At 57.2% G+C, this 21,514-nt stretch carries 18 protein-coding genes; 10 read left to right on the forward strand and 8 right to left on the reverse strand.

Annotated elements, in window-relative coordinates; translation table 11 throughout:
* The first annotated feature begins 23 nt into the window (after positions 1–23).
* Positions 24–1,307, forward strand: a complete 1,284-nt coding sequence (locus AC4OVS_RS15845; RefSeq protein WP_006809584.1) for a citrate synthase — start codon at positions 24–26, stop codon at positions 1,305–1,307.
* Positions 1,308–1,391: 84 nt separating this feature from the next.
* On the opposite strand, the gene nei is transcribed toward AC4OVS_RS15845, so the two are convergent.
* The 7 genes from nei to AC4OVS_RS15880 all read right to left on the reverse strand — a co-directional run bounded on the left by nei (position 1,392) and on the right by AC4OVS_RS15880 (position 7,497).
* Complete coding sequence (gene nei / locus AC4OVS_RS15850) at positions 1,392–2,183, reverse strand: endonuclease VIII (protein ID WP_491922558.1); 792 nt, start codon at positions 2,181–2,183, stop codon at positions 1,392–1,394.
* An 18-nt stretch (positions 2,184–2,201) separates the two neighbouring features.
* Positions 2,202–2,942: a 5-oxoprolinase subunit PxpA gene (pxpA, locus tag AC4OVS_RS15855; RefSeq protein ID WP_491922559.1), complete on the reverse strand. Its 741-nt coding sequence runs from the start codon at positions 2,940–2,942 to the stop codon at positions 2,202–2,204.
* The gene (gene pxpC / locus AC4OVS_RS15860; RefSeq protein ID WP_180256959.1) at positions 2,929–3,861 is read right to left on the reverse strand and encodes a 5-oxoprolinase subunit PxpC; all 933 of its coding nucleotides are present in this window, start codon (positions 3,859–3,861) and stop codon (positions 2,929–2,931) included. The genes pxpA and pxpC overlap by 14 nt, the downstream gene beginning before the upstream one ends.
* The gene (pxpB, locus tag AC4OVS_RS15865) at positions 3,855–4,511 is read right to left on the reverse strand and encodes a 5-oxoprolinase subunit PxpB (RefSeq protein ID WP_022647457.1); all 657 of its coding nucleotides are present in this window, start codon (positions 4,509–4,511) and stop codon (positions 3,855–3,857) included. Before pxpB ends, pxpC begins: the two co-directional genes overlap by 7 nt.
* A gap of 14 nt (positions 4,512–4,525) precedes the next feature.
* The gene (locus tag AC4OVS_RS15870) at positions 4,526–5,269 is read right to left on the reverse strand and encodes a type 2 GTP cyclohydrolase I (RefSeq protein WP_003858635.1); all 744 of its coding nucleotides are present in this window, start codon (positions 5,267–5,269) and stop codon (positions 4,526–4,528) included.
* Between the two features lie 10 nt (positions 5,270–5,279).
* Positions 5,280–6,692, reverse strand: a complete 1,413-nt coding sequence (phrB, locus tag AC4OVS_RS15875) for a deoxyribodipyrimidine photo-lyase (protein WP_126291950.1) — start codon at positions 6,690–6,692, stop codon at positions 5,280–5,282.
* 598 nt (positions 6,693–7,290) lie between these two features.
* Positions 7,291–7,497: a YbfA family protein gene (locus tag AC4OVS_RS15880; RefSeq protein WP_014069366.1), complete on the reverse strand. Its 207-nt coding sequence runs from the start codon at positions 7,495–7,497 to the stop codon at positions 7,291–7,293.
* Positions 7,498–7,807: 310 nt separating this feature from the next.
* On the opposite strand from AC4OVS_RS15880, the gene kdpF reads away from it, so the two are divergent.
* The 9 genes from kdpF (at position 7,808) to potE (ending at position 19,740) form a co-directional block, all read left to right on the forward strand.
* A complete protein-coding gene (gene kdpF / locus AC4OVS_RS15885; RefSeq protein ID WP_100148835.1) occupies positions 7,808–7,897 on the forward strand; it encodes a K(+)-transporting ATPase subunit F in 90 nt (29 codons plus the stop codon).
* The gene (gene kdpA, locus AC4OVS_RS15890; RefSeq protein WP_491922560.1) at positions 7,897–9,576 is read left to right on the forward strand and encodes a potassium-transporting ATPase subunit KdpA; all 1,680 of its coding nucleotides are present in this window, start codon (positions 7,897–7,899) and stop codon (positions 9,574–9,576) included. The genes kdpF and kdpA overlap by 1 nt, the downstream gene beginning before the upstream one ends.
* Before the next feature lie 18 nt (positions 9,577–9,594).
* The gene (kdpB, locus tag AC4OVS_RS15895) at positions 9,595–11,643 is read left to right on the forward strand and encodes a potassium-transporting ATPase subunit KdpB (RefSeq protein ID WP_023305699.1); all 2,049 of its coding nucleotides are present in this window, start codon (positions 9,595–9,597) and stop codon (positions 11,641–11,643) included.
* Positions 11,644–11,655: 12 nt separating this feature from the next.
* Positions 11,656–12,231 (forward strand): potassium-transporting ATPase subunit KdpC, encoded by a 576-nt coding sequence (gene kdpC / locus AC4OVS_RS15900; protein WP_022647452.1) that lies wholly within the window; start codon positions 11,656–11,658, stop codon positions 12,229–12,231.
* A complete protein-coding gene (gene kdpD, locus AC4OVS_RS15905; RefSeq protein WP_069596364.1) occupies positions 12,232–14,919 on the forward strand; it encodes a two-component system sensor histidine kinase KdpD in 2,688 nt (895 codons plus the stop codon).
* A complete protein-coding gene (gene kdpE, locus AC4OVS_RS15910; protein WP_022647450.1) occupies positions 14,916–15,593 on the forward strand; it encodes a two-component system response regulator KdpE in 678 nt (225 codons plus the stop codon). Before kdpD ends, kdpE begins: the two co-directional genes overlap by 4 nt.
* Positions 15,594–15,871: 278 nt before the next feature.
* The gene (speFL, locus tag AC4OVS_RS15915) at positions 15,872–15,976 is read left to right on the forward strand and encodes a leader peptide SpeFL (RefSeq protein WP_003858645.1); all 105 of its coding nucleotides are present in this window, start codon (positions 15,872–15,874) and stop codon (positions 15,974–15,976) included.
* A 255-nt stretch (positions 15,977–16,231) separates the two neighbouring features.
* Positions 16,232–18,430: an ornithine decarboxylase SpeF gene (gene speF / locus AC4OVS_RS15920; protein WP_491922561.1), complete on the forward strand. Its 2,199-nt coding sequence runs from the start codon at positions 16,232–16,234 to the stop codon at positions 18,428–18,430.
* Positions 18,427–19,740 (forward strand): putrescine-ornithine antiporter, encoded by a 1,314-nt coding sequence (gene potE, locus AC4OVS_RS15925; protein WP_045268241.1) that lies wholly within the window; start codon positions 18,427–18,429, stop codon positions 19,738–19,740. Before speF ends, potE begins: the two co-directional genes overlap by 4 nt.
* A 110-nt stretch (positions 19,741–19,850) precedes the next feature.
* On the opposite strand, the gene pgm is transcribed toward potE, so the two are convergent.
* Positions 19,851–21,491: a phosphoglucomutase (alpha-D-glucose-1,6-bisphosphate-dependent) gene (pgm, locus tag AC4OVS_RS15930; protein WP_045621787.1), complete on the reverse strand. Its 1,641-nt coding sequence runs from the start codon at positions 21,489–21,491 to the stop codon at positions 19,851–19,853.
* Positions 21,492–21,514 lie beyond the last annotated feature (23 nt).

Consider the following 21,514-nt stretch of genomic DNA (forward strand, 5'->3'; position numbering starts at 1 on the left):
ATAAGGCGCTAAGGAGACCGTAAATGGCTGATACAAAGGCAAAACTCACCCTAAATGGTGATGATGCTATTGAACTGGATGTGCTAAAAGGCACGCTCGGTCAGGATGTTATTGATATCCGTACGCTGGGTTCCAAAGGGGTATTCACCTTTGACCCTGGATTCACCTCCACCGCATCTTGCGAATCCAAAATCACCTACATTGACGGTGACGAAGGTATCCTGCTCCATCGCGGCTTCCCCATCGATCAGTTAGCCACCGAATCCAACTATCTGGAAGTGTGCTACATCCTGCTGAACGGCGAAAAACCGACGCAGGCCCAGTACGATGAATTTAAAACCACCGTGACCCGTCACACCATGATCCATGAGCAGATTACCCGTCTGTTCCATGCGTTCCGTCGTGACTCTCATCCGATGGCGGTCATGTGCGGTATTACCGGTGCGCTGGCGGCGTTCTACCACGATTCTCTGGACGTGAATAACCCACGTCACCGTGATATCGCGGCGTTCCGTCTGCTGTCCAAAATGCCTACTATGGCGGCGATGTGTTACAAATACTCTATCGGTCAGCCGTTTGTGTATCCACGCAACGACCTCTCCTACGCAGGTAACTTCCTGCGCATGATGTTCTCCACGCCGTGTGAAGAGTACGAAGTGAACCCGGTGCTGGAACGCGCGATGGACCGTATTCTGATCCTGCACGCTGACCACGAACAGAACGCCTCGACCTCTACCGTCCGTACCGCGGGCTCTTCCGGCGCGAACCCGTTCGCCTGTATCGCTGCGGGTATCGCCTCCCTGTGGGGACCGGCGCACGGCGGCGCGAACGAAGCAGCACTGAAGATGCTGGAAGAGATCAGCTCCGTTGAGCACATTCCTGAGTTCGTGCGCCGCGCGAAAGACAAGAATGACTCCTTCCGTCTGATGGGCTTCGGTCACCGTGTTTACAAAAACTACGACCCGCGGGCGACCGTCATGCGTGAGACCTGCCACGAAGTGCTGAAAGAGCTGGGCACCAAAGATGATCTGCTGGAAGTGGCGATGGAGCTGGAACACATCGCGCTGAACGACCCGTACTTCATCGAGAAGAAACTCTACCCGAACGTCGATTTCTACTCCGGTATCATCCTGAAAGCGATGGGTATTCCGTCTTCCATGTTCACCGTGATCTTCGCCATGGCGCGTACCGTGGGCTGGATTGCGCACTGGAACGAAATGCACAGCGAAGGCATGAAAATCGCCCGTCCTCGTCAGCTGTATACCGGCTACGAGCAGCGTGACTTTAAGTCTGATATTAAGCGCTAAAAAACACGCCCGGCGGCGCTTCGCTTGCCGGGCCTACAAGTGCGAGATGTAGGCCGGGTAAGGCGTAGCCGCCACCCGGCTTTTTTACATCTGGCACCCAGGACACCAGTAAAACGGTCTGGAAGAGATCGTCGCCTTCTCAATCACCCCGCCACACCGCTCACACTTTTTACCCGCCCGATGAAACACCTTGAAGCGAAACAACGCTCCGTGATGCTTGTTCTCATCCACCACGCCACGCGTGTTGTACGACAGCCGGGGAATGTCCAGCAACGCGTGGGACAGCGCCTCCAGCTGTTCATCGCTTAGCTGCGACGCTTTGCGCTGCGGCGCCAGCCCCACTTCCCAGAGGATCTCCACCCGCAGGTAGTTTCCCAGCCCCGCCAGAAATGCCTGATCGAGCAACAGCCCGGAAAACTGCCGGTTGCGGAATGTGGGCGATAACAGCCGGGCTTTCACATCGCTTGCCGTCAGGCGCATATCCAGCACGTCCGGCCCAACCCGCAGTAAGAACGGGTGCGTGAGCAACTGCTCCGGCGTTAACATTTCGATATCAGAAGCGCTGTAGAGCAGGATCGCCTTATCCGCCGTTTGTAGCCGCACGCGCAGCACGCGGGTCGTTTGTGGCTGCTCGTCCGCCTTTACCACCCGCCAGACGCCGTAAAGCTGATTGTGGCTATATAACGTCAGGTTATGGGAAAAGTGGGTGAGCAACGCTTTGCCGCGCGTTTCAATGTGGGTCACCGTCTGTCCCACCAGCTGCGATTCAAACGGTTTGAGTTGAGGAAAGGCAAACCAGACGTGTGTCAGAGGTTTGCCCTTTATCGCCGCCTCCAGGCTATCCGCCGCGCGGCGGATCTCCGGACCTTCTGGCATGTTATTGTCCTTTCATGATTATTCTGCGCTGACAACAATGCCCTCTTCCGAGAACGCCGCCCGCAGGCGTCGTGCAAACTGGAGCGCATGCTCGCCGTCACCGTGTAAGCACACCGTATCAGCCTGAACGTTTGCCGTTGTACCCTCCGTTGAGGTTACTCGCCCGAAGCGCACCATCTCCAGCGTCTGCGCCAGCGCTTTACCTTCGTCGGTGATCAGCGCACCGGCCTGCGTACGCGGAACCAGGCTACCGTCCGGCAGGTATCCCCGATCGGCAAACACTTCCTGCCGCGTAGTCAGCCCCAGCCGTTCGCCGGCACGGATAAGCTCGCTGCCCGCCAGGCCAACCAGAATCAGACGCGGATTGCAGTCCCGTACCGCGCGGGCAATGGCGTCTGCCAGCGCCGGAGCTTTCGCCGCCTGGTTATAGAGCATGCCGTGCGGCTTGACGTGGCGCATCTCGCCCTGCTCAGCGCGCACTATCGCCTCCAGGGCGCCGATCTGGTAGAGCATTTGCGCGTAAACCGTCTCAGGCGGCAGATCCATCGCCGTGCGACCAAAGTTTTCCCGGTCCGGAAAGCTGGGGTGAGCGCCTATCGCCACGCCGTTTTTCACGGCATTGCGCACGCTCGCCAGCATGGTCTGCGCATCGCCGGCATGAAACCCACAGGCGATGTTCACCGAGGAGACCAGCGTCATCAGCGCCGCATCGGCGCTGCTGCCCTCCCCCAGATCGGCGTTTAAATCAATCTTTACCATCGAGCCTCCACGCCAGCTGTTCGAGATAACGCTGCTGATCCTGACGGGCTTTCAGCGCCTCCTCCAGCGAACACTGCACAAAATGAATGGGCTGACCGAGAGGAATTTGCGCCAGATGGTAGCGATCCGCTTCAATAATGCAGGCAATACGCGGATATCCTCCCGTGGTTTGCGCATCGTTCATCAGTACGATAGGCTGTCCGTTGCCCGGCACCTGAATCACCCCCGGCAACAGACCATGGGAAAGCAGCTCCCGGTCAGTCGTGCGGGTCAGCGGCTGGCCCTGAAGCCGGTAACCCATGCGGTTACTCTGCGGGCTGATCTTCCATGGCGAGCGCCAGAAAGACTCTTTTGAGGCCTCATCGAACTCATGATATTCCGGCCCCGGCAGGGCGCGGATCAGGTTCCCCCACAACAGCTGCTTCACGCCCTGCGTGGTGGTGAAATGGCGCGCTGATGGCTTAATCGCCAGGCGATCGCCGTCGCGCAGCAGCCGTCCTTCATGTCCGCCCATTCCCGCTTTCTGGTCGGTGCTGGATGAGCCCAGCACCTCCGGCACGTCGATACCTCCCGCCACCGCAAGATAGCTGCGCACGCCGTGCAGAGGACGCTTGAGCGTCAGACGCTGTCCGGCTTTCGCCCGCAGGCGCCAGCCGGTCCACACCGCTTTGCCGTCCAGCGTCGCGTCACAGCCCGCGCCGGTTAAGGCAAACCAGGTTTCCTGACCAAACTCAATCACGCACTGACCCAGCGTAATTTCTAACGCCGCCGTGCTGGCGGCGTTGCCTACCAGCAGGTTGGCAATCTCCAGCGAGGGACGATCAAGCGCACCGCAGTAGCTCACGCCCGACTGACGCAGGCCAAAGCGCCCGGCATCCTGTACCGAGGTGTAAAGCCCTGCGCGAATAAGCGTTAACATATCCCCTCCTTTTGCGGGATAAAGCGCAGGGTATCCCCCGGACGCAGGAGTATGGGTGCGTCCTGGCCAGGTTCAAATAACGGCGTGGATGTGTGCCCGATAAGTTGCCAGCCTCCCGGCGAGGCGAGCGGATAAATTCCCGTCTGTTCGCCACCAATCGCCACGCTGCCCGCCGGTACGCTCAGGCGCGGCTCAGCCCGGCGCGGCGTATGCAACTGGGGCGATAACCCGCCCAGATAGGGGAAACCCGGCTGAAATCCCAAAAACCAGACAACATAGTCGACTGAGCTATGCAGCTCCACAACCTGCTTCTCCGTTAATCCACAGTGCTCGGCCACGACGCCAAGGTCGGGGCCTCCCTTGCCGCCATAGACAACCGGGATCTCAATCGTCCGCGATTCCGGCTCCAGCGCCTCGCTCTCCTCCCACCAGCGTTGCAGGCGCTCAATGGCATCCAGCGCCCCCGTGTGCGGATCACGCAGCACCACGGTGATATTATTCATACCCGGAATAGCTTCAACCACGCCAGGTAGCTCGGGCAGTCGTTGAGCCAGACGCCAGATACGCTTTTGCGTGGCAAGCGTCACCGGAGGCTCAAGTTCCAGAACCACTGCGGTTTCACCCAGAAGATAACAACGCGCTCGCTGCACTTAACTACCTCTCATCAGGCCGGATTAGGGATATCAATAAACGTCACATCCAGATCGGTATTTTCCGTCAGCCACTCGCTGAGGGCGCGGATGCCGCCACGCTCGGTGGCGTGATGGCCCGCCGCGTAAAAATGCAGGCCTTGTTCACGGGCTGAGTGAATGGTCTGCTCGGAGACTTCGCCGGTAATGAAGGCGTCGACACCAAAACGCGCCGCGCTGTCAATAAAGCCCTGGCCGCCGCCGGTGCACCATGCCACGCGCTTCACGGTATCCGGCCCGGTGTCGCCGCACCACAGCGGACGACGCCCCAGGCGTGCTTCGATCCACGATGCCAGCTCCAGACCCGGCACCGGCATCGACAGTTCACCCCACGGCACCAGGGGTTCAATTTCGCCCATCACGGTTATCCCCAGCAGCTGCGCAAGCTGAACGTTATTCCCCAGTTCAGGATGCGCATCGAGCGGCAGGTGATAGCCGTACAGGTTGATGTCATTCGCCAGCAGCGTTTTGAGACGGTTGCGCTTCATGCCGCGAATAATCGGTGATTCGTTTTTCCAGAAATAACCGTGATGGACAATCACCGCGTCGGCTTCCTGACGCACCGCCTCATCCAGCAGCGCCTGGCTTGCCGTTACGCCGGTGATGATTTTTTGCACCGTCTCGCGACCCTCCACCTGTAAGCCATTCGGACCGTAGTCGCTAAACGAGGCGGTGTTGAGTTTTTCGTTAATCAGGCGTTCCAGTTCACTGTTTTTCATCATCATTCTCTCAAACTTTTCGGGCTGCTTCATACGCCGCCAGCGTGGCGACGCGCGCCTGTTTATGGTCGACAATGGGACGGGGATAGTTCAGGGTAACACGCTGTTTATCCGCCCATGCCCAGGGTTCATGAATGGCTTTGGCGGGGACATCCTTAAGTTCAGGCAGCCAGCGACGGATAAACTCGCCGTCGACGTCAAATCGTTGTCCCTGCGTGGTCGGATTAAAGATCCGAAAATAGGGAGCCGCATCCGTGCCGGTGGAGGCCGCCCACTGCCAGCCGCCGTTATTTGCCGCCAGATCGCCATCGATCAGCTGAGAGATAAAATAACGCTCTCCGGTTCGCCAGTCGATAAGCAGATCCTTTACCAGGAAGCTGGCGGTAATCATACGCAGACGGTTATGCATCCACCCGGTTTCATTGAGCTGCCGCATAGCCGCATCAACAATCGGGAAGCCGGTGAGCCCACGCTGCCATGCCTTCAGCAGCTTATCATTCGACTGCCACTGTACCTTATCGGTCCAACGAATGAAGGGGCGATGTTTACATAAATCAGGATGATACGTCATCAGATGGCGATAAAACTCACGCCAGATCAGTTCGTTCAGCCACACTGCGCCCGCCCCCCCGTCTACCGCCTGAGGCTGTTCCGCCAGTAGCCGATGTAAACACTGGCGCGGGGAGAGCGCGCCCAGCGCTAAACAGGCCGACAGGCGGCTGGTGCCTTCAATCGCTGGAAAATCCCGCCGCGCCTCGTAATCCGCCGCCCCCTGCGCGCAGAACTGACGCAACCGGGCGATAGCCGCTTTCTCGCTGGCGGGGAATACTGTTTCATCAAACGACTGCTGGGGATAATTCAGCCTGATGTCCTGCAGATCCGTTATCGTTTCCCCTCTTATGGCCGGGGCGGGAACGCATTCTGGCAGCCCCTCTTTCAGGCGTTTGATAAAAGCATTTTTAAACGGCGTGAAAACTTTATACATTTCGTGACTGCCGGTCATCGCGCTGCCCGGTGCGAGCATCACGCTGTCATCAAAGCCTTCACAGACCACGCCCGTAAGGTTTTTCTCCAGCTGACGATCCCGCTGCTGCTCGTTAAATTCATACTGGTAGTTGTAAAAAAGACGCGTTACCGCGTGCTGCTTACAGATTGCCTGCACCATCTCAAGCTGTGCGGCAAAATCATGGGCCTCTTTATAGATCAGCGGAATGCCTTTTTCGGCCAGTGAATGTTGCAGGTCATTCAGATACGCGCTGAGTAATGCCGCTTGCCGGGGCGCCATGTCATGCTGCCGCCACTGTTCAGGCGTGGCGATAAACAGGGCCAGCACATTCGCGTCTTTAGCGCGGCAGGCGGCCGCGAGAGCGAAGTTGTCGTGAATGCGTAAATCCGCGCGAAACCAAACCAGATGGGTGGGCATAAAACTCCAGGCAATTGTCCATTATGTCCGTAAGGGCATGCCGTAAAAGGAAAAAGGCACGCATTGAACTACTTTGCCATGAAGTGTAGACGGGATGAAATAAAAAAGGCCGCCCGAGGCGGCCTTAACGCTACTTGTCCTGCGCTATCGGGGTAAAGGCAATAAACACATCCGGTTTATCACTCTTTACAACGAGTGCGCTGGCGACAATGAACGCGATGCATAAATAGCGTTTCACTATGCGGTCCCTGCTGCTAACCGCTCCACCTATCACCACCGGTGATAAATCGGTGGACACAAGCCCGGGTAGGCGCGCTGCTTTACGGCTATGGATACACCTTTCCCAGGACCGATGCCCATTTGCGAGATGGCGGAAAGGGACGTGGCATCATAATTAACACCAACGCCAAAAGTAAGTTATTTCAGTAAAATTAGGAATTTATAAAGGTGAAGTGGATTGCGAACTTTTTAAAGAAGGGTATGATAAAAATCCCGGGTAGGGGCTGCAAGATTACCCAACGGACCGCGAATCCCGAGGGACAAAAAAACCGCCACTTTGCTGTAGGCGGTTTTTTTATGGCTACGATGTCACACCGTATCAGTAGAAATCGCAGGTTGCTTTCTCGGCCTGATCCATCCACACCGGCTTTTCGCTGGTTTTCGCCCAGACGCGGTGCAGATAGCTGTAAAAACGTGCGCGATCTTTCCAGAACAGCATCACCGGCAGGGCCAGCACGCCAGCCACTACGGCGAAAGTGCGACGCATGAACACGATATGAGCCGGATACTCTTTATAAAGATCCATATTTTTCTCCCCTGTAGTTGGCCGGAAACCGTCTCCGGAAAATGTGAAATCTGTGACCTGGTTAAAATAATACCGCTTTGTTTGTAATTTTACTACTCATCCGACCACTTATTTTCATCCATTTCGTGAATATTTACATTCACGCCTGTAATTAAGTTACAAAAAAGTTAACAGTTTACTTAACAATAGTTAAATTGTGGTCTTTCCCATTTTTATACTTTTTTTACACCTGCCCTTCTGATTTTTGCGAAATCTTTGCGCCACAAATCCTACCGTTTGTACAACAACAAAAGTCACCCGGAGGTGGAGTGTGAGTGCAGGTCTGATTGCCGGCATCGTGCTGGTGTTCCTGTTATTGGGTTATCTGATTTATGCCCTGACTAATGCGGAGGCATTCTGATGGCTGCTCAGGCGTTTTTGCTTATTGCCAGCTTTTTACTGCTGCTGTTTGTGCTCGCCAGGCCGCTGGGAACAGCGCTGGCGCGGCTGATAAACAACGTGCCACTGCCGGGTACGCGAAAAATTGAAAACGTGCTCTGGCGCATTTCAGGTATCAGCGACCGCGAAATGAGCTGGGGCCAGTACCTGATGGCGATACTGCTTCTGAATATCGTGGGGCTTATTGCCCTCTTTACGCTGCTCATGCTCCAGGGCAATTTGCCGTTGAATCCGCAGCAGTTACCAGGTTTATCCTGGCATCTGGCGCTGAACACGGCGGTCAGCTTTGTCACCAATACCAACTGGCAGTCTTACGCCGGTGAAACCACGCTCAGCTACTTCAGCCAGATGGCCGGGTTAACCGTGCAAAACTTTCTGTCTGCAGCCAGCGGTATCGCGGTGATCTTCGCCCTGACGCGCGCGTTTGCCCGCCAGAATGTCAGCACGCTCGGCAACGCGTGGGTTGATGTCACGCGCATCACCCTTTGGATCCTGGTGCCTGTTGCGCTGATTATTGCCCTGTTCTTTATACAGCAAGGCACTCTGCAAAACCTGCTGCCTTATACCCCTTACACCTCGCTTGAAGGGGGCAGGGAACTCCTGCCAATGGGGCCAGTGGCGTCGCAGGAAGCAATCAAGATGCTGGGCACCAACGGGGGCGGCTTCTTCAACGCCAACTCATCGCATCCGTTTGAAAACCCAACGGCATTAACCAATTTTGTACAGATGCTGGCGATATTCCTGATCCCCGCCGCGCTCTGCTTCGCCTTTGGCGATGTGGTTAACGATCGCCGCCAGGGCCGTACGCTGCTGTGGGCCATGTCGTTAATCTTCGTGGTCTGCGTTGCACTGGTGATGTGGGCCGAATGGAACGGCAACAGCCATTTCATGCAGCTGGGGGCTAACAGCAATATCAACCTGGAAGGCAAAGAGAGCCGCTTCGGCATTCTTGCCAGCAGCCTCTACGCGGTGGTCACCACGGCGGCCTCCTGCGGGGCGGTGAACGCCATGCACGACTCTTTCACCGCGCTTGGCGGCATGATCCCGATGTGGCTGATGCAGATTGGCGAGGTAGTCTTCGGTGGGGTCGGTTCGGGGCTGTACGGCATGCTGTTGTTCGTTCTGCTCGCCGTGTTTATCGCCGGGCTGATGATCGGCCGCACGCCGGAATATCTCGGCAAAAAAATCGACGTCCGCGAAATGAAATTAACCGCGCTGGCAATCCTGGTCACCCCCACCCTTGTGCTGCTCGGTACCGCCCTGGCGCTGATGACCGACGCCGGGCGCAGCGGCATCTTTAACCCGGGCATTCACGGCTTTAGCGAAGTGCTTTACGCCGTTTCGTCTGCCGCAAACAACAACGGCAGCGCCTTTGCAGGGTTAAGTGCCAACTCACCGTTCTGGAACTGTCTGCTGGCGTTCTGCATGTTCTTCGGTCGTTTCGGCGTGATTATTCCCGTCATGGCGATCGCCGGAACACTGGTGAATAAGAAGATCCAGCCGACCACTACCGGTACGTTACCGACTCACGGCGCGCTGTTCGTCGGCCTGCTGATTGGCACCGTTCTGCTGGTAGGTGCCTTGACCTTTATCCCCGCCCTCGCGTTAGGCCCGGTTGCGGAATATCTCACTTTACGCTGATTTTGCGGAGAATTTGTCATGAGTCGTAAACAACTGGCCCTGCTCGAACCGACGTTAGTTCGTCAGGCCCTCATGGATGCGGTAAAAAAACTGAGCCCGCGAGTGCAGTGGCACAACCCGGTGATGTTTATTGTCTGGACTGGAAGTTTACTCACCACCGCACTGGCGATTGCCATGGGAACGGGACACCTTTCAGGAAATGCAACCTTTACCGGCGCCATCAGCCTGTGGCTGTGGTTTACCGTGCTGTTCGCCAACTTTGCCGAAGCGCTGGCGGAAGGCCGCAGTAAGGCGCAGGCCAACAGTCTGAAAGGGGTCAAAAAAACCGCCTTTGCGCGCAAATTACGCGAACCTAAATACGGCGCGCAGATGGACCACGTTCCGGCGGATGAACTGCGCAAAGGTGACGTGGTGCTGGTGGAAGCCGGGGACATCATCCCCTGCGACGGGGAGGTAATTGAGGGCGGCGCGTCGGTAGACGAAAGCGCTATTACCGGGGAATCCGCGCCCGTGATCCGTGAGTCGGGCGGAGATTTCGCCTCAGTTACCGGCGGAACGCGCATTCTTTCCGACTGGCTGGTGATCCAGTGCAGCGTTAACCCGGGCGAAACCTTTCTCGACCGGATGATCGCCATGGTGGAAGGCGCACAGCGTCGTAAAACGCCGAACGAGATCGCCCTGACCATTCTGCTGGTGGCGCTCACCATTGTGTTCCTGCTGGCAACGGCGACCCTGTGGCCCTTCTCCGCCTACGGCGGTACAGCGGTCAGCATCACCGTACTGATCGCCCTGCTGGTCTGTCTGATCCCCACCACTATCGGCGGCCTGCTTTCCGCGATTGGCGTGGCGGGGATGAGCCGTATGCTGGGCGCGAACGTCATCGCCACCAGCGGACGCGCCGTTGAAGCGGCGGGTGACGTAGACGTACTGCTGCTGGATAAAACCGGGACCATCACCCTGGGTAATCGTCAGGCCTCTGACTTTTTACCTGCTCCCGGCGTGGATGAAAAAACGCTGGCCGACGCGGCACAGCTTTCTTCGCTGGCCGATGAGACGCCGGAAGGTCGCAGTATCGTGATCCTCGCCAAGCAGCGCTTTAACCTGCGCCAGCGCGACGTACAAAGCCTGCACGCCACGTTCGTGCCCTTTACGGCGCAAACCCGCATGAGTGGAATTAACATTCAGGACCGGATGATCCGTAAAGGCTCCGTTGATGCCATTCGCCGTCATATTGAAGCCAATAATGGACATTTCCCTCCGGAAGTCGACCACCTGGTGGAAAGCGTGGCGCGTCAGGGGGCAACCCCGCTGGTGGTGGCGGAAGGTGCAAGCGTTCTGGGGGTTATCGCCCTGAAGGATATCGTTAAAGGCGGTATAAAAGAGCGTTTCGCCCAGATGCGTAAGATGGGCATTAAAACGGTGATGATCACCGGGGATAACCGTCTGACTGCGGCGGCCATTGCCGCCGAAGCGGGCGTGGATGATTTCCTTTCCGAAGCGACACCGGAAGCAAAGCTGGCGCTCATTCGCCAGTATCAGGCGGAAGGTCGTCTGGTGGCGATGACCGGCGACGGCACCAACGACGCCCCGGCGCTGGCGCAGGCTGACGTGGCGGTGGCGATGAACTCCGGTACCCAGGCGGCAAAAGAGGCGGGCAACATGGTGGATCTCGACTCGAACCCGACCAAGCTGATCGAAGTGGTGCATATCGGGAAGCAGATGCTGATGACGCGCGGCTCGCTGACCACGTTCAGTATCGCCAACGACGTGGCGAAGTATTTCGCCATAATCCCGGCGGCCTTTGCGGCAACCTATCCGCAGCTGAATGCCCTGAACGTAATGCACCTGCACTCTCCAGCCTCGGCCATTTTGAGCGCGGTGATCTTCAACGCGCTGATTATTGTCTTTCTTATTCCTCTGGCGCTGAAAGGGGTGAGCTATAAGCCACTGACGGCCGCCGCCATGCTGCGCCGTAACCTGTGGATTTACGGTCTGGGTGGGCTGGTGGTGCCCTTTATTGGGATCAAGGTTATCGACATGTTGTTAACGCTGTTCGGGCTGGTTTAAAAGGTGAATCTCATGACGATGTTACGTCCCGCTATACTGTTGTTTATTCTGCTGTCTCTGATTACCGGCGGGCTTTACCCGCTGATGACAACCGCGCTGGGCCAGTGGTGGTTTGAGGACCAGGCCAACGGCTCGCTGATTATCCAGAACGGTGAAAACCGCGGCTCGCGTCTGATTGGGCAAAACTTTACGGACCCGCGCTACTTCCAGGGACGCCCTTCCGCCACTGCGGAAAGCCCGTATAATCCAATGGCCTCCGGCGGCAGCAATCTGGCTGGCAGTAATCCTGACCTGGACAAAGCCGTTGCTGAACGCGTTGCCGCCCTGCGCGCCGCGAATCCGCAGGCCAGCCGTGAGGTGCCGGTTGAGCTGGTCACCGCCTCCGCGAGCGGGCTGGATTACAGCCTGACGCCGGACGCAGCGGCGTGGCAGATCCCACGCGTGGCCGCCGCCCGTCAGCTGACCGTCGAGCAGGTGAGCCAGCTGGTTGCAGAACATACGCAAAAGCCGCTGGTCAGCTTCATCGGCATGCCGGTAGTGAACATTGTTGAGCTGAATCTGGCGCTGGATGCGCTAAGGAAGAACTAAATGACCGATGAGCCCATGCGCCCGGATCCGGACAGGCTGCTTGAACAAACGGCTGAAGCCCACCGCGGCAAGCTGAAAATTTTCTTCGGCGCCTGCGCGGGCGTCGGGAAAACCTTCGCCATGCTGACGGAAGCCCAGCGGCTTCGGGCGCAGGGGCTTGATATTCTCATCGGCGTGGTGGAAACCCACGGTCGCAAAGAGACGGCTGCGCTGCTGACGGGGCTGGCGACGCAGCCGCCCCAGCGTATCAGCCATCGCGGGCGGCTGGTCACGGAGTTCGATCTTGATGCCGCCCTCGCCCGCCGCCCCGCGCTGATCCTGATGGACGAACTGGCGCACAGCAACGCGCCTGGTTCACGCCACCCGAAGCGCTGGCAGGATGTTGAGGAGCTGCTTGAAGCCGGCATCGACGTCTTCACTACGGTGAATGTTCAGCATCTGGAAAGCCTGAACGACGTGGTAAGCGGGGTAACCGGTATCCAGGTGCGGGAAACCGTCCCCGATCCGTTTTTTGATTCTGCCGATGAAGTCGTACTGGTTGACCTGCCGCCGGACGATCTGCGCCAGCGCCTGCACGAAGGCAAGGTGTATATTGCCGGCCAGGCCGAACGCGCCATCGAACATTTTTTCCGCAAAGGAAACCTGATTGCCCTGCGCGAGCTGGCCCTGCGCCGCACCGCCGATCGCGTGGATGACCAGATGCGCGCCTGGCGAGACCTGCAGGGGCGGGAGCGCGTCTGGCACACGCGTGACGCCATTCTGTTATGCATTGGTCACGGCAGCGGCAATGAAAAACTGGTCCGCACCGCCGCCCGGCTTGCGGCGAAGTTTGGCAGCGTCTGGCACGCGGTGTATGTCGAAACGCCACAGCTTCACGGCCTGCCGGAAAATCAGCGTCGCGCCATTTTGAGCGCGCTGCGGCTGGCGCAGGAGCTGGGTGCCGAAACCGCAACCCTGTCCGATCCGCAAGAAGATAAAGCCATTCTGCGCTACGCGCGCGAGCATAACCTGGGCAAGATTGTCATTGGACGTCGCCAGCATCGCCGCTGGTTTAGCCGCGAATCTTTTGCCGACAGGCTGGCACGCCGCGCGCCGGATCTGGATTTAGTCATCGTCGCGCTGGATGACAAGCCCGCCCCCCTGCCCGGCCGTACGCCGGACGCACGCACCTTTGGCGATAAATGGCGCGTCCAGATCCGGGGCTGCCTGGTGGCCGTGGTCCTTTGCGCCCTGATTACGGTGATTGCCAGCCAGTGGCTAATCGCCTTCGATGCCGCCAATCTGGTCATGATTTATCTGCTGGGCGTCGTTGTGGTCGCGCTCTTTTATGGCCGCTGGCCGTCGGTGCTGGCAACGGTGATCAACGTCATCAGCTTCGACCTCTTTTTTATCGCTCCGCGCGGGACGCTTGCTGTCTCGGACGTGCAGTACATTCTGACCTTTGCCGTGATGCTTACCGTCGGGCTGGTGATCGGGAATCTGACGGCAGGCGTGCGCTACCAGGCACGCATTGCCCGCTATCGCGAGCAGCGCACCCGCCATCTGTATGAGATGTCAAAATCGCTGGCGGTCGGCCGCACGCAGCAGGATATCGTCCAGACCAGCGAGCAGTTTATCCGTTCGACCTTTCATGCCAGTAACCTGATTTTGCTCCCCGACGAGCAGGGGCGCCTTCGCCCGCTGACCTCCCCTTCGGGGATGACGCCCTGGGATGAAGCGATTGCCCGCTGGAGCTTTGATAAGGGTTTACCTGCCGGTGCCGGCACCGACACTCTGCCCGGGGTGCCTTACCAGATCCTGCCGCTGCGCAGCGCGGATAAAAATCACGGGCTGGTCATCGTCGAGCCGTCTAACCTGCGTCAGCTGATGATCCCTGAGCAGCAGCGCCTGCTGGAAACCTTCACCCTGCTGGTCGCCAGCGCCCTTGAACGGCTGGCGCTCACCGCCAGCGAAGAGCAGGCGCGGCTGGCAAGCGAGCGCGAAAGTATTCGCAATTCGCTGCTGGCAGCGCTGTCTCACGATTTGCGCACCCCGCTTACCGTGCTGTTTGGCCAGTCCGAAATTCTGACGCTGGATCTGGCGGCGGAAGGATCAAAACATGCGATGCAGGCCAGCGAAATTCGTCAGCACGTGCTAAATACCACGCGTCTGGTGAACAACCTGCTGGACATGGCGCGCATTCAGTCCGGCGGGTTTAACCTCAAAAAAGAGTGGCTCACCCTTGAGGAGGTTGTCGGCAGTGCGCTGAAGATGCTGGAGCCGGGTCTCGGCGGGCGCCATATCGAGCTGGACATGCCGGAACCCCTGACGTTAATCCATGTGGATGGCCCGCTGTTTGAGCGCGTGCTGATTAATCTTCTGGAAAATGCCGCTAAATACGCCGGGGCAAAGGCCCGGCTGGGGATTGCTGCCAGGGTGGATAAACGTGTGCTGCGGCTCGATGTCTGGGATACCGGGCCGGGTATTCCGGCCGGCCAGGAGCGCGCCATATTCGAAAAATTTGCGCGCGGTAATAAGGAATCTGCCATTCCGGGCGTCGGGCTGGGGCTGGCGATCTGCCAGGCGATTGTTGACGTGCATGGCGGCACCATTTCCGCAGAGAACCGCCCGGAAGGTGGGGCACGCTTTTGTGTTACACTTCCTCTTGAAACTCCACCAGAACTTGATGAATTACCAGAGGATTTGTGATTAACGTTCTGATTGTTGAAGATGAGCTCGCTATCAGCCGATTTCTGCGTACCGCGCTGGAAGGCGACGGTTTGCGCGTTCATGAAGCCGGAACGCTTCAACGGGGGTTAATTGAAGCCGCCACCCGCAAGCCAGATCTGGTGATCCTGGATCTGGGACTCCCGGATGGCGATGGCATCGATTTTATTCGTGAGGTGCGTCAGTGGAGCCAGATGCCCATTCTGGTGCTCTCTGCCCGCACCGAAGAGACGGATAAAATCGCCGCGCTGGATGCCGGAGCGGATGATTATCTGATCAAACCGTTTGGCATTGGCGAGTTACAGGCCCGGCTGCGTGTGGCGCTGCGTCGACACAGTGCCACCACTCCTTCTGAACCGGTGTACGTCTTTGGCGATATCCGCGTCGATCTTGCCGCCCGCCGCATCGTGCGAGGGGAAGAAGAGATCCACCTTACGCCTATCGAGTTTCGTCTGCTGGCCGTGTTGCTCAGTAACCATGGAAAAGTGTTAACGCAGCGACAGCTGTTAAGCCAGGTCTGGGGACCGAATGCTGTCGAACATAGTCACTATTTACGCATTTATATGGGACACCTTCGCCAGAAACTTGAAGCCGATCCCGCGCGTCCTCGTCATTTATTAACAGAAACCGGTATCGGATATCGGTTTATGATCTGAATAAGTATTCACTTTAATTTTAAATAAAGAACACACCAGCCTGAATATAGCCATGAAAATAACGCCGAGATTATTTTCATGCCTATATTCGCCCTCACTAAACATAATTAGAACACCAATTTAACACCAAACCAACAAAACAGCATTTTGATCTGCGTTATTCACTCATAACGACTAATTATTTCTGAAATGATCGGTTATTGGTGATCTGTTTCACAGTTAATCCCTTTTTCCTGGATAAAATGACCGTGCTTTCAATTACTGAAAGGAAAATGAACATGGAAAACAATAATCGTTTAATGCCCCATATAAGGCGGACAACACATATCATGATGTTTGCCCACCGAAACTGTTTTGACTTTCATCTCTTTAACGCCCGGTAGTCCTTCGACTTCTGGCGCATCTGCTTACAGGTTATCCTGAAAAACGCTATTTTACAGGCTGTTGCCTGTGAACACCTGCGCTCATTCCTTGTGATTCAGATTCTCCGCAACCGGGCGGACTGAATTCTACTCAGCAAAAAAGCAATTAACTGATTTCGTATCAGCGGACACGCTTTGCTTTTTTTCCCGGAAAAAATCGATTTCTTTACCGCAAGAAGTCGAGGGACCCATATTGCCTGAAATAAAGAGATAAAGATGAAAACGTTAAAAATTGCCGTCAGCCGTGCCTGCCCTGAATGCTTTACCACTTCGCGCGAGATCGTGGATATCACCGCATCGGATTATATTGATGTGGCAGCCGTGGTTCTGGCCGTCAGTGATATTTTCAATGGCGCCATAGAAGAAATAGAAGCCACGGGATTCGGTATTCCGGTGTTTATTGCCACGCATAAAGAAGAAAGGGTTCCGGCTGAATTTTTGTCGCGTATTCACGGCGTTTTTGAGTACTCCGACACCAGCAATGCGTACTACGGACGCCAGCTTGAAGCGGCTGCGCAGAAGTACGAAACCCAGCTCCGTCCGCCGTTCTTCCGCGCGCTGGTCGATTACGTCCAGCAGGGGAACAGCGCGTTTGACTGCCCCGGACATCAGGGAGGTCAGTTCTTCCGCCGCCATCCGGCCGGAAACCAGTTTGTCGATTTCTTTGGCGAAACGCTTTTCCGCGCCGATCTGTGCAATGCCGACGTGGCAATGGGCGATCTGCTGATCCATGAAGGTGCGCCATGCATCGCCCAACAGCATGCGGCAAAAGTCTTTAATGCGGATAAAACCTACTTCGTGCTGAACGGCACCTCCTCTTCCAATAAGGTGGTGCTCAATGCCCTGCTCACGCCAAGCGATCTGGTGCTGTTCGATCGCAATAACCATAAATCTAATCACCACGGAGCACTGTTACAGGCGGGAGCGACGCCGGTGTATCTGGAAACAGCGCGCAACCCGTACGGGTTTATCGGCGGTATTGACGCACACTGTTTCGACGAGAGTTACCTGCGGGAACTGGTGTCAGAGGTCGCGCCTGGTCGCGCGCGGGATGAACGTCCCTTCCGTCTGGCGGTGATCCAGCTGGGCACCTACGACGGTACCATTTATAACGCCCGTCAGGTGGTGGATAAGATTGGTCACCTGTGCGATTACATCCTGTTTGACTCCGCCTGGGTGGGTTACGAGCAGTTTATCCCGATGATGGCCGACTGCTCGCCGCTGCTGCTGGAGCTGAACGAAAACGATCCGGGCATTCTGGTTACCCAGTCGGTGCATAAGCAGCAGGCGGGCTTCTCGCAAACCTCGCAAATCCATAAGAAGGACAGCCACATAAAAGGCCAGCCGCGCTATGTCCCGCATAAGCGCCTCAACAACGCCTTTATGATGCACGCCTCCACCAGCCCGTTTTATCCGCTGTTTGCCGCCCTGGATATCAACGCCCGCATGCACGAGGGGCAAAGTGGGCGCAACATGTGGATGGACTGCGTGGTGACGGGTATCGAAGCGCGAAAACTGATCCTTCAGAACTGTCAGTTTATTCGCCCGTTCGTGCCGGAGACGGTGGATGGCCGTCCGTGGGAAAGCTGGGATACGGCGGAGATCGCCACCGATCTGCGCTTCTTCCATTTCGTTCCGGGCGAACGCTGGCACGCCTTTGAGGGATATGCCGAGCATCAGTATTTTATCGATCCCTGCAAACTGCTGCTGACCACGCCAGGCATCAACGCCCGCACCGGCGAGTATGATGATTTCGGCGTGCCCGCCACCATCCTCGCCAACTTCCTGCGTGAAAACGGCATCGTGCCGGAAAAATGCGACCTCAATTCCATTCTGTTCCTGCTCACCCCGGCGGAGGACATGGGCAAATTGCAGCAGCTCGTCGCCCAGCTGGTGCGCTTCGAAAAACTGCTCCAGAGCGATGTGCCGCTGAAAGAGGTTCTGCCCTCTCTTTATAAGCAACATCCGGAACGTTATGCGGATTATACCCTGCGTCAGATTTGTCAGGAGATGCACGACCTCTACGCCCGCCATAACGTGAAGCAGTTGCAGAAAGAGATGTTCCGCAAGTCTCACTTCCCGCGCGTCATGATGAACCCGCAGGAGGCGAACTATGCCTATCTGCGCGGTGAGGTCGAGCTGGTGTCACTGCGCGACGCGGAAGGCCGTATCGCCGCGGAAGGCGCGCTGCCTTACCCACCGGGGGTGTTGTGCGTGGTTCCGGGGGAAGTCTGGGGCGGTTCCGTGCTGCGCTATTTCGCAGCGCTGGAAGACGGGATCAATCTGCTGCCGGGCTTTGCGCCGGAGTTACAGGGGGTTTACGTCGAGGAGTGTGACGGGCGCAAACAGGTGCGCTGCTACGTCATTAAACAACCCGCCGCTCAGCCGTCTCTGCTGAAAGGAGAAAAATTATGAGTAAGTCCAACAAGATGGGCGTGGTACAACTCACTATCCTCACCATGGTGAATATGATGGGGTCCGGGATCATCATGCTGCCCACTAAGCTCGCTGAAGTGGGGACGATTTCGATTATCTCCTGGCTGGTAACGGCAGTCGGCTCAATGGCGCTGGCGTGGGCGTTTGCCAAGTGCGGGATGTTCAGCCGTAAGTCTGGCGGCATGGGCGGCTATGCCGAATATGCGTTTGGTAAGTCCGGTAACTTTATGGCCAACTATACCTACGGCGTGTCGCTGCTGATCGCCAACGTGGCGATTGCCATCTCCGCTGTCGGTTACGGTACGGAGCTGTTTGGCGCGACGCTGACCCCGGTGCAGATTGGGCTGGCGACCATCGGCGTGCTGTGGATCTGCACCGTCGCCAACTTTGGCGGCGCGCGCATCACCGGACAGCTCAGCAGCATCACCGTCTGGGGCGTGATCATTCCGGTAGTCGGTCTGTGCATCATCGGCTGGTTCTGGTTCAGCCCGACGCTGTACACCAATTCCTGGAACCCGCACCACGTGCCGTTCTTTACCGCCGTGGGATCGTCCATCGCCATGACGCTATGGGCTTTCCTCGGGCTGGAGTCAGCCTGTGCGAATGCGGAAGTGGTGGAAAACCCGGAGAAAAATGTGCCGATCGCGGTACTCGGCGGGACGCTGGGGGCGGCGGTGATCTATATCGTCTCAACCAACGTGATTGCGGGAATTGTGCCCAACATGGATCTCGCCAACTCCACGGCGCCGTTCGGGCTGGCGTTTGCGCAGATGTTTACGCCAGAGGTAGGGAAAGTGATCATGGGACTGATGGTGATGTCCTGCTGCGGCTCGCTGCTGGGCTGGCAGTTCACCATCGCCCAGGTATTCAAATCCTCCGCTGACGAAGGTTATTTCCCGAAAATCTTCTCCCGCGTCACCAAAGCGGATGCGCCGGTACAGGGTATGCTGGCGATTGTGATTTTCCAGAGCGGTTTGTCGCTGATGACCATCAGCCCGTCACTGAACAGCCAGTTTAATGTACTGGTCAACCTGGCGGTGGTGACGAACATCATTCCGTACATTCTGTCGATGGCGGCACTGGTGATTATTCAGAAGGTGGCGAAGGTGGATCCGCGCAAAGCCCGGGCGGCCAATATCGTGGCGCTGATTGGGGCGATTTACAGCTTCTATGCGCTCTACTCGTCCGGTCAGGAGGCGATGCTGTATGGCGCGATGGTGACCTTTATGGGCTGGACGCTGTACGGTCTGGTATCGCCGAGATTTGAACTGAAGAATAAGCATAGTTAAAAAAGAAGCCCGGTGGCGCTAACGCTTACCGGGCCTACGAGATCAATGTTTTCTCCCTCTCCCTGTGGGAGAGGGCCGGGGTGAGGGCATCAGCCCGCACCAGACACTATTTACGCGTTTTTCAGCACTTCGCTGACAATCTCTACCGCTTCTTTCTCAATCTGCTGGCGGTGCTCAGCGCCGAGGAAGCTTTCGCAATAGATTTTATACGCATCTTCCGTACCGGATGGACGCGCGGCGAACCAGCCGTTTTCGGTCATCACCTTCAGGCCGCCGATGGATGCGCCGTTACCCGGTGCCGCCGTCAGACGCGCGGTGATCGGGTCACCTGCCAGGGTGCTGGCGCTGACCATCTCCGGAGAGAGTTTGGACAGAGCGGCTTTCTGAGCAGAGGTCGCGCCAGCCTGAATACGGTTATAGCTTGGCGCACCAAAGCGTGCTGCCAGGTCGTTGTAATGTTCCTGCGGGTTCTTACCGGTAACCGCGGTGATTTCCGCCGCCAGCAGGCACATGATGATGCCGTCTTTATCGGTTGACCATGGGGTGCCGTCGAAGCGCAGGAAGGATGCCCCCGCGCTCTCTTCACCACCAAAGCCGAAGCTGCCGTCGTGCAGACCGTCAACAAACCACTTGAAGCCCACCGGCACTTCCACCAGCTTGCGGCCTAGCGCATCGACCACACGGTCAATCATGGCGGAAGAGACCAGCGTTTTACCCACCGCAACCTCTTTGCCCCACTGCGGACGGTGCTGGAAGAGATAGTTAATCGCAACAGCCAGGTAGTGGTTCGGGTTCATCAGCCCAGCGGGGGTGACGATACCGTGGCGGTCGTAGTCCGGGTCGTTGGCAAACGCCAGGTCGAACTTGTCGCGCAGCGCCAGCAGGCCAGCCATTGCGCATTCGGAGGAGCAGTCCATACGGATCGCGCCGTCTTTGTCCAGGTGCATAAAGCGGAAGGTCTGATCGACGTGATCGTTCACGATGGTCAGATCCAGCTTGTAGTGATCGGCAATGCGTTTCCAGTATTCAATACCGGAGCCGCCCAGCGGATCCACGCCCAGCTTCAGACCGGCTTTCTGGATAGCGGCCATATCGACGATATCCGCCAGCCCTTCCACGAACGGCTGCACCAGATCCTGCTCTTTCACGTGGCCGGACGCCATGGCTTCATCCAGCGAGATGCGCTTCACGCCGTTCAGACCGTTAGCCAGTAACGCGTTGGCGCGATCTTCCACCACTTTCGTGACGTTGGTATCCGCCGGGCCACCGTTAGGTGGGTTGTACTTGATGCCGCCATCTTCCGGTGGGTTGTGGGACGGGGTGATCACAATACCGTCCGCCTGCGCGCCACCTTTTTTGTTATGTACCAGAATAGCGTTAGAAACCGCAGGCGTTGGCGTGAAACCGTTGTTCTCCTGAACAATCACGTCTACGCCGTTTGCCGCCAGTACTTCCAGCACGGAGATAAAGGCAGGTTCAGACAGGGCGTGGGTATCTTTCCCAACATAGCACGGACCGGTGACGCCATTTTTGGCGCGCTCTTCCGCGATGGCCTGAGCAATGGCCAGAATGTGCGGTTCGTTAAAGCTATGACGCGCCGCGCTGCCGCGGTGGCCAGATGTACCAAACTTCACTGCGTGTTCTGCGTTGCCCACCACCGGCTTCAGCACGTAGTACTGCGCGGTCAGTTGAGCGACGTTAATCAAATCGCGTTGTTGTGCAGGTTGTCCTGCACGGCTGTGATTTGCCATTGCCTGGTCCTTCTGATGCAAGG

Source organism: Enterobacter sp. 4974935, from assembly GCF_058661735.1.